This is a genomic window from Ruegeria sp. CE9 (genome assembly GCF_056537425.1).
The window spans coordinates 108,697-125,577 of sequence record NZ_JBQFRO010000013.1 but is presented as its reverse complement, the minus strand read 5'-3'; the positions used below and the strand labels follow the sequence as shown (position 1 = coordinate 125,577).

12 protein-coding genes and 1 pseudogene are annotated in these 16,881 nt (G+C 55.6%); all 13 read right to left on the bottom strand.

The features are described from left to right. Positions 1-32 precede the first annotated feature (32 nt). Positions 33-2,792, bottom strand: coding sequence for a type VI secretion system contractile sheath domain-containing protein (locus ACR0B3_RS20455; RefSeq protein ID WP_480810681.1), 2,760 nt, complete (start codon positions 2,790-2,792; stop codon positions 33-35). Between the two features lie 633 nt (positions 2,793-3,425). Further along, positions 3,426-3,923: pseudogene (gene tssB, locus ACR0B3_RS20450) on the bottom strand (type VI secretion system contractile sheath small subunit); the annotation flags it as partial. After that, positions 3,916-4,770, bottom strand: coding sequence for an ion transporter (locus tag ACR0B3_RS20445; RefSeq protein WP_480810652.1), 855 nt, complete (start codon positions 4,768-4,770; stop codon positions 3,916-3,918). The gene ACR0B3_RS20445 and the pseudogene tssB (ACR0B3_RS20450), both read right to left, overlap by 8 nt. Positions 4,771-4,836: 66 nt before the next feature. Further along, the gene (locus ACR0B3_RS20440) at positions 4,837-6,072 is read right to left on the bottom strand and encodes a hypothetical protein (RefSeq protein WP_480810651.1); all 1,236 of its coding nucleotides are present in this window, start codon (positions 6,070-6,072) and stop codon (positions 4,837-4,839) included. Between the two features lie 61 nt (positions 6,073-6,133). Next, entirely contained in the window at positions 6,134-8,857 is a 2,724-nt protein-coding gene (gene tssH / locus ACR0B3_RS20435; RefSeq protein WP_480810650.1) for a type VI secretion system ATPase TssH, read from the bottom strand. A gap of 5 nt (positions 8,858-8,862) precedes the next feature. Then, positions 8,863-9,930, bottom strand: coding sequence for a type VI secretion system baseplate subunit TssG (gene tssG / locus ACR0B3_RS20430; RefSeq protein WP_480810649.1), 1,068 nt, complete (start codon positions 9,928-9,930; stop codon positions 8,863-8,865). Further along, a complete protein-coding gene (gene tssF / locus ACR0B3_RS20425) occupies positions 9,894-11,771 on the bottom strand; it encodes a type VI secretion system baseplate subunit TssF (RefSeq protein ID WP_480810648.1) in 1,878 nt (625 codons plus the stop codon). The genes tssG and tssF overlap by 37 nt, the downstream gene beginning before the upstream one ends. A gap of 5 nt (positions 11,772-11,776) precedes the next feature. Continuing rightward, positions 11,777-12,271, bottom strand: coding sequence for a type VI secretion system baseplate subunit TssE (gene tssE / locus ACR0B3_RS20420; RefSeq protein WP_480810647.1), 495 nt, complete (start codon positions 12,269-12,271; stop codon positions 11,777-11,779). Next, entirely contained in the window at positions 12,264-13,085 is an 822-nt protein-coding gene (locus tag ACR0B3_RS20415) for a type VI secretion system accessory protein TagJ (RefSeq protein ID WP_480810646.1), read from the bottom strand. Before ACR0B3_RS20415 ends, tssE begins: the two co-directional genes overlap by 8 nt. 80 nt (positions 13,086-13,165) lie before the next feature. Then, a complete protein-coding gene (locus ACR0B3_RS20410; protein ID WP_170590837.1) occupies positions 13,166-13,663 on the bottom strand; it encodes an Hcp family type VI secretion system effector in 498 nt (165 codons plus the stop codon). A 91-nt stretch (positions 13,664-13,754) separates the two neighbouring features. Then, positions 13,755-15,248, bottom strand: coding sequence for a type VI secretion system contractile sheath large subunit (gene tssC, locus ACR0B3_RS20405; protein WP_480810645.1), 1,494 nt, complete (start codon positions 15,246-15,248; stop codon positions 13,755-13,757). 2 nt (positions 15,249-15,250) lie between these two features. Next, positions 15,251-15,766: a type VI secretion system contractile sheath small subunit gene (tssB, locus tag ACR0B3_RS20400; protein ID WP_170590832.1), complete on the bottom strand. Its 516-nt coding sequence runs from the start codon at positions 15,764-15,766 to the stop codon at positions 15,251-15,253. A gap of 66 nt (positions 15,767-15,832) precedes the next feature. After that, on the bottom strand, positions 15,833-16,858 hold the full coding sequence (gene tssA, locus ACR0B3_RS20395) for a type VI secretion system protein TssA (protein WP_480810644.1): 1,026 nt from the start codon (positions 16,856-16,858) through the stop codon (positions 15,833-15,835). Positions 16,859-16,881: the final 23 nt, after the last annotated feature.

The window sequence follows — 16,881 nt, the reverse complement described above, 5'->3', positions numbered from 1 at the left end:
CTTTCAAACCCTAATACCCACTACGGCCCCGGTTAAAGATCGGCCAATAGTGCCGCCAGCTCCGGATCCATTTCTTCTTCGTCGTCTTCGTCCGCGTCGTCATCGAACGCCGAGAGGAAATCATCCAGACCGCCCGAGTCGTCATCATCAAGATCCAAGTCGAATTCATCGTCATCCAGATCCGGTGTGTCATCATCGCCAAGGTCCAGATCGGGCTCATCGTCCAGACCCAGATCATCCAGATCAAAGTCATCATCCGACGGTGCTTCGTCTATCTCGGGCTCAACCGGTGCATCCGGCACATCGGGCGAAGGTGCCGGGGCCGGGACGCCTGACCACGGCCCCAGGATCTCCTGACCGGCGACGGAATTGAACGAGCCCAGTCTGATCTCATCCCGCCCTTTCACCGACAGCAAGGGCATGTAGCCGCGCTGGACCGAGTGCTCGTGTTTGTCCAGCGTAATGTTGCGTTCGGTGCAGGGTAACGCGACCTGATCGCCATATCGATCATTGACAAAGTGATAGGGCATACCCCCAAGGCTCATGACCGAGCCTAAGTTCATCGCTTTTCCATTTTGCTTGAAGGACCGCGCCAACAAGATAGCCACCAGCACCGCCGGGTTGGCCCACAGCATACCGCGCAAGCCTTCGGACTCGGTGAACTCTTCGAAATCAAACTCATAGATCGGTTCGGTTTTTGCTCCGTATGGCCGCCTGAGCAGGAACCGCGGAGAAGCCAGCCCCACATATCCTGCTTCGGGCATCGCACGCAGCGTATCCCAGGCCTTCACAACCAGCGGATGCCGGTCCTCTTTCTTAATATCCAAATACGTCGGGGTAATGGCGCCGATGAAGGGCGCATCCACATGTGCAGCGACACGGCCAATTCTACCCAGCAACTCGGCATGAGGTGGCGTTTCTTCAAATGTGTACAGACCGATCAACGCGGAATATCCACCACGCCCGTTTTCCTCGTCCAAAGGCTCTTCTGTCAGCAAGCGCACCAAACCGGTCTCAGCCAGATCATCCCCGGCGGCCAAATCGGCGGCTATCTCTTCAGCCGACACATCGTACAGGATCACGTCCAGCGTATCGTCGTCCTCAATGCTGCGCGCGATCAGGTCGAGACTGCGCCACTGCGCCTCAACCGATTGGAACTCGGGATGGTGCAACACCATCCGCATCGCTGCACTCAGCGCTTCATCCACCGCCGTCTGCATCGCAGACACGTCAGGCCTGGGAAGCTTGCGGATATGGGGACCAACGACACGCTTCAGCAGATCATCCACCGGAGAGGCTTGAACCAGCTCTCCGGCCGTATCGCCAATCAGTTTCTGAAAATCGCTGAGTTTCAGGTCGGCGCGTACGGTATTGCCACCCGAACTTTTACGCGGTGGCACCACCGCCTGTCCAAATTCTTCACCCCATGCGATCAGCTGTTGGGCGGCATGATCCGCGGTTACCCCAGCGCTGAGCTGACTTTTTAGACCTGAGAGGCCGTCGAACAGCTCAACTTTTTCGTAAAGCTCATCAGGGTGGAGATCGTCCAGCTCTTTCAGATCAACCTCGATCCCTGCCCCATCCTTGCCAAGCGGCAGAACCAGCTTGGTCGCAAAACCCTTGATCACATCCTCGACCGTATCCGGGTCCAGCAGGATCGGCTTACGCGCCGCCAATGCATCGCCTGTTTCGATCTGCCCTCTGGCCGAGCGTCCAGAGAAGTCACCAAATATTGCCAGGCGGAACCGCGTGCGTTTCAGACGTTCCGGATCGGGCCTGTCGGCGCTCATTGTTCCGTAGGCCAGAACGGGTTCTCCATCCGATTTAGCCTCTTCTGCCTCGTCTGCACTGTCGTCTTCGTCCAGCGCACTCAGCACGTCATCGAGATCCAGATCGTCAGAGCTTTCATCACCGTCGATGTCGCTAAGCAGATCATCTAGATCACCCAATTCGCTTGTGTCCTCGGTCTCATCGAACAAATCGTCGAGGTCCAAGTCCACTTCAGCAGTATCGGATTGATCGCCCTCGTCGCTCAGCAGGTCATCAAGATCTTCATTGCTGTCGTCGTCTTCTGATAGATCCCCCAAAAGGTCGTCAAGCTCTTTCTCGGTCGCATCCGCTGTGATGTCATTCAACAGATCGGCTAGATCGCCGTCACCATCTTCTTCGTTTGAGAGGGCATCCAAATCCGCCAGCAGCGCGTCCAAATCATCTTCTTCATCGGATATTTCATCAGACGCGCTTTCCGCCAGATCACCCAGAATATCGTCGGTGTCGTCGGTGTCTTCGACCCCCTCAACATCAGGCATAGCTGCGAGAACGTCATCTGTCGCTTCATCTTCGTCAGTCTCATCGGGAGACGGGCCGGCAAGATCAGACAACAATGCATCCAATTCATCGTCTTCATCCGATGTTTCGTCAGGCGCACTATCCGCCAGGTCGCCCAGAATATCGTCAGAATCATCTGCATCGTCGACTTCTTCAAGATCAGGCATGGCCGCGAGAACGTCGTCTACCGACTCCTCTTCTTTGGCCTCATCCGAGGCCGTTTCGGCAAGATCAGACAACAACGTATCCAATTCATCGTCTTCATCCGATGTTTCGTCAGGCGCGCTTTCCGACAGGTCACCCAGAATATCGTCAGAATCGTCTGCCTCATCGACTTCTTCAAGATCAGGCATGGCCGCGAGAACGTCGTCTACCGACTCCTCTTCGTCGACTTCATCCGGAGACGCCTCGGCGAGATCCGCCAGCAGGTCGTCCAGATCGTCTTCTTCATTTATCTCTGGCACATCCGGGATTGACGACAATGCACTTTCGATGCTGTTGTCCTCTGCTTCATCGTCGTGACCCAACTCCGCAAGCTCTGCGAGCACATCGTCGCTTTGATCGTCGTCAGCCAGCTCTTCGAGCTCAGGCAAAGAAGACAAGGCGTCGCTTAGAGTGCTGTCTTCTCCTTCATCGGCAGGCGCAGCTTCGGCAAGACCAGAAAGGATATCGGCTGAAGTGTCCTCTTCCACGGTTTCAGTGATCTCAGGCAAAGCGGATAGGATGTCGTCGGCGGCTTCGTCTTCACCAGCCTCATCCGGAGCGCTGTTTGCCAGTTCGGCCAAAACATCCGCAGAACCGTCCTGCTCGACTTCGGCAGAGGCCTCTGGGATCGACGCAAGCGCATCCTCAATCGACGTGTCGGGCAAATCTTCCTGAGGTGCGTTCGCGGCCAAATCCGACAATACATCCGAGGAGCTATCCTCTTCGATGGACGTTTCAACCTCGGGAACAGAAGCTAGAACATCCTCAATCTTGTCGTCTTCAATCGCTTCAGCTTGAACTTCTGGTAGTGAAGCCAAGGCATCATCGACCGAAGTGTCAGCAGGTGCATCCTCGGGCGCTTCCGCGCGCAGGGCATCCAGTGTCGCCTCATGGTCCTGGTCCGGAACCTTGCTGCTGCTGAGGGCGCTTAACAAGGCAGGATCGGCAAGGATTTTCTCAATCAGCGCCTCAGCCCCTGTTTTTCCGTCCATATAAGCCATCAGTGTCGAAAGCTGCGTCCGTGCCTCAAGCAGTTTGCGCAGCGGTTCGATCCGGGCCGCGATCTGAGCCGGGCTGAAATCTGCCATCTTCTCAAAGGTCAGATCGACCGCCAGATTGCCCTCACCGGTCAGCGTATTGGGCACAGAAAACTCAACCCGCGGCGCCATGGCCTTCATTCGGTCATCGAAGTTATCGACATCAATCTCAAGGAACTTGCGATCTGTAACACTTGGCGTTTCAACAGTGGACTTGCCGGAAAGATCGCTCATCACACCCATGACAAAGGGCAGCTGCACCTTCTTTTCAGCACCGTAGAGTTCGACGTCATACTCAATCTGGACTCGTGGCGCGCGATTTCGTGCAATGAATTTTTGTGAACTGTCAACCATTTGCCTGACCTTTCAACTCTGCCACTTCACGACGTAGCGCCTTCACCTCGACCAGCAGTTCCTTGACATGATCGTCGACGATATCGGTTTCACTACGCACAAGGTCACGCAATACGGAAAATTCCTCAACTGCTTCATCTTCAACAGCAGATTGCATGGTATTGACCAGCAGACCGATGAAGAGGTTGAGCACCGAAAACGCGGTGATGACGATAAAGGGCACAAAGAAAACCCAGGCCGTCGGGTGCGTTTCCATGACCGGGCGGACAATACCCATCGACCAGCTTTCCAGTGTCATGATCTGGAACAGCGAATACAGCGACCGCCCCAGCGTGCCGAACCATTCGGGAAAGTCCGGGCCGTACATCAATGTAGCCATGACGGCGAACACATAAAATACGATCGAAATCATGATAATCACGGCGCCCATGCCGGGCAGAGCATCCAGTAATGCCTGCACCACAGCGCGCATCTGCGGAATGACCGAAAGCAGACGCATAGCACGGATGACCCGCAGCCCCCGCAGCGCCGACAAACCATCGCGATTGGGCAACAGGCCCAGCGTAACGACCACAAGGTCAAAAATGTTCCAGGCGTTTTTGAAAAAGCTCAGACGGTAGGCATAAAATTTCAGCAGAAGCTCGGCCACGAAAATGCCCAGCACAATCTTGTCGATTACGACAAGAAGATGACCGATGCTGTTCTGCATCGACGGCGAGGTCGACAGCCCAAGAGTGATCGCATTAAAGATAATCACGCCCAGGATGGTGTTGGTTACCGCCTTGCGCTCGACAAACGCACGCACGGTGTCGCGGAGCGTTTCGCTCTTCTCGATACCGGTTTCCAACTTGACCTCCTGTCGTCTTGCTTATGCCGGGCGCAGAGATGACGCGCCCGGCGCTATCGGTCCAGCTTAGCCTACGGCGTCGCTGATATTGTCGATCATGCTTTTCACGGTCTTGATGTTCGTGAACATGTCCTTGGCTTCCGAAGCGATTGTTTTCTTGTCCAGAGCCTTGATCTTGTCGATGATCGCCGTGTCATCCACTTTCAGGCCATTGCCTTCCATCAGTGCATTCATCTCATTCAAGAAGTTCTCACGATCTTCCAGTTTCTTGGCCAACGCGCTTGCTGAACGCTTAACGTTCATGCATTCCGCGCCCAGCTTGATGCCTTCCTTGAGGGTTTTAGAGCCTCTAGCCGCCTTCATGAGCTTGTCGGCGGACCCTCCAAGACTGTCGACTTTATGACGGGTCTTCGTCGTATGTTCGCGGTATTTCTCGCGCGCTTTCTTGGCATCATCAGCCTTGCCTTTGACGGCTTTCGCCGCGAAATCTAGCATGTTTTTTGCGATTGTTTTGGGGTCTTTGCCTTTTGTGACCTCCTCTCCCATCGCGATAGCTTTGGCGGTGAATTTCTTGATCGCCTCCAAGGGTTTTTTCGGGGAGATACCCGACGTATCCGTAATACCTTGGCGTTCAGCCGCCTGCATGATGACGGTTTCGCGAAGCTTCATGTAGTTCTGGATTGCCTTGTACAGGTCCTTGCGCAGTTTTTCCTCACCTTTGAGCTGCTGCTGCAGCTCTTTGCCAAGCGAGTAAACCTGTTTTGCGATCGTCTTGTAAGCCATCGCATCCGCACCTGACGTCGCAACCAGCCGCGCGACCGCACCGCTGATTTTGATGACACCGACGGATACCTTAACCGTCGTCTTGATACGCGCTTCTTTCAGAAGCTTGTCTTTGTTGGCCTCGTCTTTCAGCTTCTTTTCGATCGCCACTCTGGCAGCGCCCTCGGCAGAGGCCATGGCATTCTTGATCGACTGGTTGACGCCCTGAATCAGCTTCTCGGCTTCGTCTTGGGATTTTTTCCCAGGCGTCTTCATCAAATCACCGACCTTCTTGTCGAGTTTGATGGCTTCTTCAGTGATGGTCTTTTCGTAGTTGTCCAGCACTTTCATGCCGGCGTCTTCCAGGCGTTTCAGCGCGGTCGAGGGAACCGGGTCGGGTTTTTTCAGTTTGCCCGATTTCGTAATCTCAAATTCGACATCGACCCGGTATTTCGGAATTTCGATATATTCAAGCTTTGGCTTCGACCGGATCAGATCAACGACGTAGAACTTGTGCTTGGTTACTGTAGTTTTTGCCATCTAAGGACTCCCTCTCCTGGCGATATTCAATTGGTTTGCGACCCGCAATGATGCGACGCCCTTAGTCAAACCCATAAGTGAAATCGCCGTCTGTGACGTTGATCACCACACTCGTAACTTCTTCGCCTTCCATCATTCTTTTTAGGAATTCAGCCGAAATATCCGGCAACATTGTGTTGGTGACGATGGCATCGATCATGCGGCCACCGCTGTCCAGCTCCTGACACCGGTTGACAATTTCCTCGACAACCGCGTCTGAGTATTCGAACGGAACACCATGCGCCTGCTGAACGCGTTTCTGAATGCGTCCCAATTGCAGTTTGGTGATTTCGCCGAGCATATCGGGGCTCAGCGGGTAGTAGGGGATCGTCACTAGGCGACCCAGCAGCGCAGGCGGGAAGACCTTGAGCAGCGGGTCGCGCAGCGCTTTTGCCATTCCTTCAGGATCCGGCATCAGATCCGGGTCGGCGCACATGTCCATGATCATCTCTGTGCCGACATTAGATGTCAGCAGGATCAGCGTGTTCTTGAAGTCAATCACGCGACCCTCGCCATCCTCCATGACGCCTTTGTCGAAGACCTGGAAAAAGATCTCGTGCACATCCGGATGGGCTTTTTCGACCTCATCCAGCAGAACCACTGAATAGGGTTTGCGCCGCACAGCTTCGGTCAGCACACCCCCTTCGCCATATCCGACATAGCCCGGAGGAGCGCCTTTCAGGCTGCTGACGGTGTGCGCTTCCTGATACTCGGACATGTTGATGGTGATTACGTTTTGTTCGCCGCCGTAAAGCACCTCGGCCAGCGCAAGCGCGGTTTCGGTTTTACCAACGCCACTGGTGCCCGCCAGCATGAATACACCAATGGGCTTGTTCGGATTGTCGAGCCCCGCGCGGCTCGTCTGAACCCGCTTGGCGATCATCTTCATCGCATGATCCTGGCCGATCACTCGCTGGGCCAGACGTTCTTCAAGGTTCAGGATGGTTTCGATCTCGTCCTTGACCATACGACCAACCGGGATACCGGTCCAATCACCGACCACACTGGCAACAGCCTGATGATCAACGATGGGCAGGATCAATGGGCTGTCGCCCTGTAACTCTTCCAGTTCCGTGTTCTTGGCCTTCAGCTCGGCCAACAGGGCGTCGCGGTCAATGGGTTGGGCCTCAACCTCCGGGGCCTCCTCGGTCGCGGCTTCACCCTCAGCTGTGCCGGTGCCTTCAACTTCCTGCCCACCTTCACGTAGCTTGGCTCGCAGATCGAGGATTTCTTCCACCACTTTCTTCTCGGCCTCCCACCGACCGGTGAGTTCTTCCAGCCTCGCCTCTTCCGCCTCTTTCGCAGCATTCACTGCTTCGCGCCGGTCGGCGACATCATAGCCTGCAGTCTCATCGCGTTCGATGATCTCAAGCTCGGTGCTCAATGCTTCTATCCGACGCTGACTGTCATCGACCTCAGCAGGTACCGCGTGCTGAGATACGGCGACACGCGCGCAGGCGGTATCCAGCAGGCTGACCGATTTATCCGGCAACTGCCGTGCAGGGATATAACGCGCCGAAAGTGTTACCGCCGCCTCGATGCCTTCGTCCAACACCTGAACGCGGTGGTGTTTTTCAAGCATTGAAGCGATGCCGCGCATCATCAAAACCGCTTTCGGTATGTCCGGCTCTTCGACATGGACAACCTGAAAGCGGCGGGTGAGCGCGGGGTCTTTCTCGATGTATTTCTTGTATTCGGCCCAAGTCGTCGCGCCAATCGTGCGCAATGTGCCACGTGCCAAAGCTGGTTTCAGCAGGTTGGCTGCATCACCGGTTCCAGCCGCGCCCCCTGCCCCGACCAAAGTGTGTGTTTCGTCCACGAACATCACAATCGGAGTTGGGCTGGCCTGCACTTCGTCAATCACCTGACGCAGACGGTTTTCAAACTCACCCTTCATCGACGCACCCGCTTGTAGCAGGCCAACATCCAGCACCAACAGGCGCACATCCTTCAACGCCGGGGGCACATCACCCCGTGCGATCCGCAAGGCGAAGCCTTCGACCACGGCGGTTTTACCCACACCCGCTTCACCGGTCAGGATCGGGTTGTTCTGGCGACGGCGCATCAGTACATCGACGATCTGACGAATTTCCTCGTCACGCCCCACAATCGGATCAATCTCACCATTTCGTGCTTGTTCAGTCAGGTCGGTGCAAAATTGCTCCAGCGCTTCGCCCTTGCCCATCGCGCCGGGGGCCATTGCACCGCTGGCCTCGCCGGGCTCTGCACCACCGCCAACATTCGAGCCGTCCTGAGCACCCAGCGTGTCTTCAGGCGAACCGTCGGTCGCTGCTCCAAAGTTTTCGGCCAGATCGTCGGCACCTATCTTGGCCAATTCCGGTGACATGCTGGCCAGAATGTTGCGCAGGGCGGGTGTCTTCAACATACCCAAAATCAGATATCCGGTGCGCACCTTGCTATCTGAATAAAGCAGCGAGCCCCAAACCCAGCCCCGTTCCATCGCGTCCATCAGATGATCGGACAGATCCGAAATCGAGGATGCCCCGCGCGGCAACATGTCCAGACTACGGGTCAGTTCCGACGCGATCTTGCCCGGGTCTAAATCGTAGTGCTGGATGATGCGGTGAATGTCACTGTCCTGGCCGTTCAGAATTTGATGCAACCAGTGTTGGATCTCGACATAAGGGTTGCCCCGCATCTTGCAAAACACGGTGGCCCCTTCAATTGCCTGATAGCCCAGCTTGTTCAACTTGCCAAACAGTGAAACGCGGCTGATTTCCGTCATCTTCATTACCTCTCAGAGTGGGCCAGTTCTTCGGCCTCGAATTCTTGTGTTGCGTATTGGGGATAAAGAACCAGATCGTCTGCATCCGGACGATCCAGGTCCGGGTCATCTCGGGTTCTGATCCAACTTGTGTGTCCCAGCTGCGTGGTCCCCCCCAACGAAGCGCGCGGCACCTCGTCACCCGCCAGCACCAGATTGACCTCATAATCCAGCGTATCTCCGACATAGTTGCGAAGGATCGCTTCCAGTCGACGCTGCGACACGCCACCCGGCAAAAGGCGTTTGTAATCCTCAAACGACAAAGGCCCGATGCGAACGCGGAACTTGGCAGAACGTGACCAAACGCTGCTGCCAATGCTGGTCGACTGCCCCAACCTCGCGGGCCCACCAAGTTGCCAGGTGTCATCAGGCTCTAGCTCCAGCCAAGATCCGATGAATTGTTGAACGTGCACCTCAGCGCCAAAATAGTCAGACACAATCGCGATCAGACCCTCGGCGGTCTTGGTCCCTGACCCCAGATGCCCTGCGAAAAAGCGGCGCAGCATGTCGGGCATTGCGTCTCGCTTTGAATAATTTTCGCCCTTGAACCCGGCCAAGGCCCCTACACGCTGCTCGAACGGATCATCGCCCCGGTCAAAACTGGGCGCGGGTTCCGCCGCAGCCCAGGCCCGGTAAAGCAAGCTCATGAACCGGTGAGTCAGCATATCGGCAAAAGCGACAAAGGTCGGGTCGCGATGGTTGCGCTGCCGGTCTCGCGCAAACTCGGTCAGGTGCAGGGGTAGCGGGCCCTGTGGCCCAAAGAAGCCAAAGAACAGGTTGTTGAGTTTACCCGGCGCAATTTCCGTCGCAGGTTCGAAATGCGTCAGGGTATTCGGGGGAAACGCCAGCGAAACATCCTGCCCCAACCGCACGCGATCCTCGCGCGGACGGCGCGATTCCCCTAGCCTTGGCGCATCTGAATAATGCGCTTCGATCACCCTCAGCGCCTGAAAGACATGATGTCTTTCAGGGTCGGCCGCTAGCGCGGCAAGCAAGCTCAGATGATCCTGCCCAGGCCGGCTGCCGGTCGCCATCTGGCAATCTCTCCTCGTCGTTCTGTTTTCAGCACCGTTTCCGTGAAACTGTTAATCGTTGTGTATTTGCGGAAGAAACGCTCCAGCACCGCTCCCAATACGTAAACGCTTGTGCCTTCGTAAAAGCTCTCATCAAAGCCCAGGGTGATTTCCAGTCCGCGCACCGCGGTGCTGAGCACCTCGTCGCTCATGCGCCGTACGATGGGACGGCTGGTAACTGAGACGACGCCCTCTAGCTGCTTTTCGGTCACGCGGTTGCCCAAAGGCGCGTAGATACCCAAAAGCTCGCGCAGGGCCCCAGCCCCACCCTCTTTGCCGTCTCCGGCGATTGACAGGTAATTGAGGCTCAGATGGCTGATCAACTTCCACGCTGCGTCGCCTTGCGCCAAAGTGGCATGTGGGCGCGTTGGACTAACCGGAGTGCGCACGGTCTTGACTGGCCCACCATCGGGTAGGTGAAATACATCGTCCCCACCAGCGGCCAGCAGCATTGGCAAATCGCGGTTGGAACACATCGCTTCGACCGCCAGCTGGTCCAACGATCCGGGATAGGGTGCTTCGGCGCGGTCCACCAAGGTCAGATAAACCTCGGACCCCAGATACGAGGTTCGAACACCGCGTAGACGCTCTTTTTCGTTCCGCTGCCGCATTCGGCGTTTAACGGTATAATAGGCCGAGTGATTGTCGCCTGCCGCAGTCAGGTCGGTATCGCTGTAGAATGGGCGGAACGGGATGTCACCATCTTCATCCGACCGGATTCCCGTCACCCTTTCTACCGAGAATATCTCGTAATCCAGTCCTGCGGTACGATTTGGTACGACGTGGTGCTGGGTGTCCATCTGCGTGATTTGCACCCGGTCGCAGCGGCGGTGAAACAGATTTACAGCCGGTACTGCGTTCAGGGCAAAAGCTGCAGGTGTCACCGCGGGGGCCACATCGCGCATTCCGTCCTTCAGCAGGATGTAGATATCAACATCCGTGCCCGCCGATTTCTTGAGCGCAGGTTTCAGCCCTGTCAGTTCGACAAACAGGAATCGTTCCGGCATTGCGAAATATTCTTGCAACAGACGATACCCATCGAAAGACTGGCGCGGGGTCGGCAACAGGGCCTCATCCCGTTCGAACCCTTTCGGGATCACTTCTGAATCGGGCAGACTGGTCGTCCAATCCGCGCGCCGGTCGGTGGACCGTCCGGTCAGACCGACGCATTGAGTGGACAGCAATTCGTGCAGCCCCCAGGCTTTACCGCTTTGCGTATCCAGATGCAGCACAAGGCTGTCCATCTCCAGTTCCGCCATCGGCTCACCATCAGTGCGGTTCAGCCGGAGCCGAATGCCCGCACGCGCTTCGGTATCACGCGCCACACCTGCTGCCACCAACTCACCGCGACCGTCGATGTATTCGGCCTCGGATATCTCGATAGGCCATAGAGTCAGGTTCGACGACGTCGAAAACTCGCACGCGGTTTGTTCATCTTCTGCCAGCCGGGCGCGCAAAGTCGTGCCACGAGCAATTGGGTAGCCCTCTTTGAGCGCGGCATTGCCCACGTCCGGCTCCAATTGCGCAATCATCATCGATGGTGTCGGGGCCAGATAATGCGGGTAAACAATCTCCAGCAGGTTTGAGGTGAAGGCTGGAAACTGCATCTCAAGTTCCAGCTGCACCCGAGCGGCCAGAAAGGCGTTACCTTCCAGCAAACGCTCGACATACGGATCAACAACCTCAATCCCTTCCATCCCAAGACGCGAGGCGATCTTTGGATAGGCGTTGGCAAATTCGGCGCCCATTTCCCTTAGGAAGGCCAACTCAGTTTCATAGTGTTTCAGCAGCCGCGTATCCATGGCGTCTAGCTCCGCTCAATTGCGACTTCGCCGGTCGTAACATCGACCCGACTGCGCAGGTAGAGCTCCAACGGCATCGGCTGTGCCCACATAACGGCACGAATATCAAACTCGACATGCATCTCGCCCGATCGTTTTTCCGAGCGCAAATCAACCGCAACCGAGCCTTTCATGATCCGGGGCTCAAAGACCTCGATCGAAGCGGCAATTGATTTCTGGATGCGCTGCGCCTGACGCAAAGTCGAGAATGAACCAGAGGTTTCGCGAATACCATAGTTCAGGACTGATTTCGCCGCGTATGGATAAACGTCTTCATCAATCAGGTCTGATTGATCGGTGGTATTGAGCAACATGGACAGGTCACGCTGGATGATCTCTCTAAGGCGTCCGACATCGATAACACGCGCATCGCGCCCTTCTTTCATCTGATCCGGTGCATCATCGGTCAGTCTGTCAAGCAACGAAGGCTGTAAGCGTTCAACGAGTGTCTTCTCAGCCATCTCCTTCCGCTTCCCCGTCCTCCACGGTCACGTCCAATACCAGTTCGCGAATGTCCAACAACGCAACATCCGACGTGTTGGTGGCCAGCAGACGCTGGCCAAGGCCGACGAATGTCTCAGAACCGGCATCGACCCAAGACGTTGCCCGTGCCAGACGAGCCGCATCGTCCCCCTGTTCGGTGGTGGCGGCATAACGTGTCGGGATCAGCGCCGCGACCTCTCCGCCGCTTGCAACGGTCAGCGTGCACGCCGTCCAGACTGCGTCACGCAGATCGGAGGGTGCCTCGATTTCAAGGCGCACGATCTGCGCGAAAGGCAACCAGAAATATCGACCGTTTACGATGACTTCTAGGACTGGTCCCAGTCGCATATCCGCATCGGCAATCCATTCAAACGCCTCACCGTTCACGGTGCCTGACGTCATCGGAGCGGCGTCAAAGGCGCGGGCGCGCAGCTCGGCAGCCTGATCAAAATGACCACCTGCGGTCAGTTTTTGGGCTTCGATCAGATGAGCCAGCCATTCCTCGGGCTCACCGAAAATCATCGGGGTTTTTTCACCCGCAAATACCTTTTCGCGGTAGACCTCACAGATGATCGCTTCACGGTAGGTCTTGGCCATCATCGTGGCCGATTCATCCATTTCCGCGCTCAGCTTCAACTGCGTAATCGCGCGTTTCCAGTCGCCCATGACACAAAGCAATTGAAACAGAAAAATCCGCAGCTTGGCGTCTGCGGGATTTGCCCGGATTTTGTCTTGCAGCGTGGCCAACGTGGCCGCCAGATCGCCTGATTTGAGATGCTCTTCCGGCGTCATGTGATCCTCGCGCAGTCAGGATGGTGTGAGTGCAAAGGCCCCGGCAGCCTGCGCCGCCGGGACCATAACGTGTAAGCGATTTAGCTGACGTCGCCGGTTTCCAGGTTCCACAGGAACTCTTTGGGGCTGCCAAGCTTGCCGGTTTCAAAGTCAGCCTCTTTATACTGAATCTGAATGCCGCGATATGCGATGGTCCAGGTTTCCGACGGGATCGAGTCTTCGCCACCGTCAACAGAATAGCTGTCGATGATCGCATGCCGAAGGGTGATGATCAGATAAGGCTCCATGCCCTTCTTTTCGTCATCTCCTGACCGGCACAGGTGCATCACCATTTCCTTTGTCGCCTTACCCGACGCGACATAGGTCATCAGCTTCGGCGATGCTTTGCTCAGCTCTGTTGACATGCTGATCTTGCCGAAGTTTGCGTTGGCATATCCACGTTGTGTGGTGCCCAGATCCGACATGTCCAGGGTGCGGGCGACTTCCCATGCAAATGACTTACATGCGATCCACTCCTTGTGCGCTTTCTCACGCGCCTCACCCGGGATTCCGTCAATCTTTACAAATACGTTTTCCATTTTGGTCTTCCTCTAAGGTTTGTGTCATCGGTATACGAAACTGTGATTCGGGCGGCAGTGAAACACTTCACTCGCCACCATTTTTTTCGATTTATCCCGCTCTTTCTGACGGAAGTTTCGAAACGAGACGCAACGAGACTGACAGGCCTTCCAATTGATAGTGCGGACGGAGGAAGAACTTGGACGTGTAGTAGCCCGGGTTCCCTTCTACGTCTTCAACCACAACCTCAGCCGATGCCAATGGCTTGCGTGCTTTCTCAGCTTCGGCCGAAATGTCGGCGTTAAAGTCGACATACTGGTTGATCCAGTCCTGCAACCAGGATTCCATATCCTGACGGCTTTTGAACGAACCGACTTTGTCGCGAACCATGCACTTGAGATAGTGCGCAAAGCGGCAGGTAGCGAAAAGATAGGGCAGACGTGCGGCCAGATTGGCATTCGCAGTTGCGTCCGGATCGTCATATTCCGCAGGCTTGTGCAATGATTGCGCGCCAATGAAGGTCGCAGAATCGCTGTTCTTGCGGTGGATCAGAGGCATCATGCCGTTTTTAGCCAGCTCTGCCTCACGGCGATCCGAGATTGCAATTTCGGTCGGGCACTTCATGTCCACTCCACCGTCATCGGTCGGGAATGTATGCGCGGGCAGACCTTCGACGGTACCGCCGCTTTCCACGCCGCGAATACGTGAGCACCAGCCATATTCCTTGAAGGACCGGTTGATGTTCACTGCCATGCCATAGGCTGCGTTAACCCAGCTATAGCTATCGCTATTGGCACCGGTGGTGTCTTCTTCAAAAGCGAACTCCTCGACTGGTTCGGTTTTCGAACCGTAGGGCAAACGACCCAGGAAACGGGGCATCGCCAAACCGACATATTTAGAATCTTCGCTTTCACGCAGAGACCGCCATGCAGCATATTCCGGGGTCTGGAAAATCTTGGTCAGGTCACGCGGGTTGGCAAGCTCCGACCAGCTGTCCATCTGGAACAGGCTGGGCTTGGCGCCAGTGATCAGAGGTGCGTGCGCGGCGGCGGCAATCTTAGACATCTCACCCAACAGCTCGATATCCTGCGGGCTGTGGTCGAAATGATAGTCTGCAACGAGCGAGCCGTAAGGTTCACCACCAAACTGACCGAATTCTTCTTCATAGAGCTTCTTGAAGATCGGCGATTGGTCCCACGCGGTGCCTTTGAATTTGCGCAGGGTCTTGTGCATGTCTTTCTTCGAGATGTTCATCACACGGATTTTCAACATCTCGTCGGTTTCGGTGTTGTTCACCAAATAATGCAGACCGCGCCACGCGCTTTCCATCTGCTGGAAGTCTGCATGATGCAGGATCAGATTGACTTGTTCCGTCAGCTTCTTGTCAATCTCCGCAATGATGCCTTCGATCGAACGCAGCGCGTCGTCCGAGATCAGACCGGTGTTCGCCAGCGCCTGTTCGGCCAGCGTTTTGACCGCGCTTTCCACGGCAGTTTTGGCCTGATCGGATTTCGGGCGAAATTCTTTCTGCAGCAGTTCTTCGAATTCTGAAGATCCAAAAGCTGTTGCGCCTTCAGCGGCTTCTACCTTGGCTTCTTCGGCCATCTTTATTCCTCCTCAGCAGCTTCGCCGCCCGGCTTGGGCTGGGCTGCCAGTGTCTTCAACAAGGACGGGTCCTGCATGATTTTTGCGATTAGATCCTCTGCCCCGGTTTTACCGTCCATATACGTCATTAGGTTTGACAATTGAGTACGGGCATCCAGCAGTTCCTTGAGCGGTTCTACCTTTGCCGCAATCGCTGCTGGGCTGAAATCATCCATGCTTTCAAAGGTAATATCGACGGCCAGATTGCCTTCGCCTGTCAGGGTGTTCGGTACCGTGAAGGCCGCGCGCGGGGCCATTGATTTCATCCGATCATCAAAATTGTCGACGTCGATCTCAAGAAATTTGCGGTCAGCAACGGCCGGTTGCTCAACCTCGGATTTACCCGCTAGATCGCTCATCACACCCATAACGAAGGGCAGTTGAACCTTTTTTTCCGCACCGTACAGCTCAACATCATATTCGATCTGAACTCTCGGAGCCCTATTCCGGGCTATGAATTTTTGTGAACTGTCAGCCATCTGATGCTCCTCGATTCATCCATAAGTTTATCGTCTTGATCCGGTATTCCGGGCAGCCGGAACGGATCAATATCCATCATCTTCGTCTTGCTTGAGACCACCGATTTGCCGCACCTCATCCAAACCTTCCTTCGCCATATCTTCGATAATTGTCAGAAAGTCGGCATTAACAAGGCGCTTAGAGCGCTCCAGCAAAATGGGCAGCGGGCTGGAAGGCTCGCAACGTGCATAATAATCCATGATGCGGTCCAGCATCATTGTGACATCCTCGGGGGAGTTAATCGCCCCTCCGCCTGAGGGCGCAGCCGCCGCCGTTCGGACGGGCACTGCATCTTCGTTCAATTCTTCAGCCGCCTCTTCACCGATATCAGCATAGCGGGCAAGCGCCTGTTTGATGCTTTTTAGGGCTGCGGTCAGCGGTTCAAGATCAGGTCCTTCCCCTGGCGTCTTGTCGGTAAAGATTGCATCGATCCCAGACACATCTTCCAGCGCAGAGGCAATCGCATCGGCATTGGCCGACAAAACCTCTTCATCGGTATCTTTGAAGGCGGCCGCGACACTGCTTGCGTCAGGAATATCTTCCAGGTCCGGTGGCATGTTGATCCGGCCTTCTGCCACGTCCAGATGGCGCAGAGTCATTTGGCCAAACATGCGACTGTCTGTCAGGCCAGTTCGGCGCAGCGCCCGCACCATGCGATCCGACGAGGCCAACCCGCGCACAGCATTGATCCGCATGGTCGCATCACCATCGTCTTCGTCCAGTTCAGGATGGCAGGTTTCCCAAAAATCTTCGAGCAGGGATTTCACATAACCCAGCGAAGATGCAAAAGCGGGCAATCCCTTGGTGTGAAGAACGGCTTCAGCCAAATAAATCGCGGCGCGCAAATCATGGCTTTTGTCCATGACGGCAAGTGACTTGGCTTCAACATCACCCCAGTCCTGCTCTTCAGCGGCGACAACTTCGTCACCCATCTGACGTTCTTCACCAGGCTGTGCCGCGATCTCAAGATCGGTAAATGACGGATCATATTCCAGATTTTCTCCGCTAGGAGGTTCGTCGCTCCTGGGTTCCAGATATGAAGATAGGTCCATGTTGTCCCCGATAACCTTTTGCC

What these genes read in the sequence shown, in the direction of transcription:
- tssC (WP_480810645.1), bottom strand. Translation starts at nt 15,248, where the DNA reads ATGGCCGAAGAAGCCAAGGTAGAAGCCGCTGAAGGCGCAACAGCTTTT.
- tssG (WP_480810649.1), bottom strand. Translation starts at nt 9,930, where the DNA reads ATGGCGACCGGCAGCCGGCCTGGGCAGGATCATCTGAGCTTGCTTGCC.
- ACR0B3_RS20410 (WP_170590837.1), bottom strand. Translation starts at nt 13,663, where the DNA reads ATGGAAAACGTATTTGTAAAGATTGACGGAATCCCGGGTGAGGCGCGT.
- tssB (WP_170590832.1), bottom strand. Translation starts at nt 15,766, where the DNA reads ATGGCTGACAGTTCACAAAAATTCATAGCCCGGAATAGGGCTCCGAGA.
- tssE (WP_480810647.1), bottom strand. Translation starts at nt 12,271, where the DNA reads ATGGCTGAGAAGACACTCGTTGAACGCTTACAGCCTTCGTTGCTTGAC.
- tssF (WP_480810648.1), bottom strand. Translation starts at nt 11,771, where the DNA reads ATGGATACGCGGCTGCTGAAACACTATGAAACTGAGTTGGCCTTCCTA.
- ACR0B3_RS20415 (WP_480810646.1), bottom strand. Translation starts at nt 13,085, where the DNA reads ATGACGCCGGAAGAGCATCTCAAATCAGGCGATCTGGCGGCCACGTTG.
- tssH (WP_480810650.1), bottom strand. Translation starts at nt 8,857, where the DNA reads ATGACGGAAATCAGCCGCGTTTCACTGTTTGGCAAGTTGAACAAGCTG.
- tssA (WP_480810644.1), bottom strand. Translation starts at nt 16,858, where the DNA reads ATGGACCTATCTTCATATCTGGAACCCAGGAGCGACGAACCTCCTAGC.
- ACR0B3_RS20440 (WP_480810651.1), bottom strand. Translation starts at nt 6,072, where the DNA reads ATGGCAAAAACTACAGTAACCAAGCACAAGTTCTACGTCGTTGATCTG.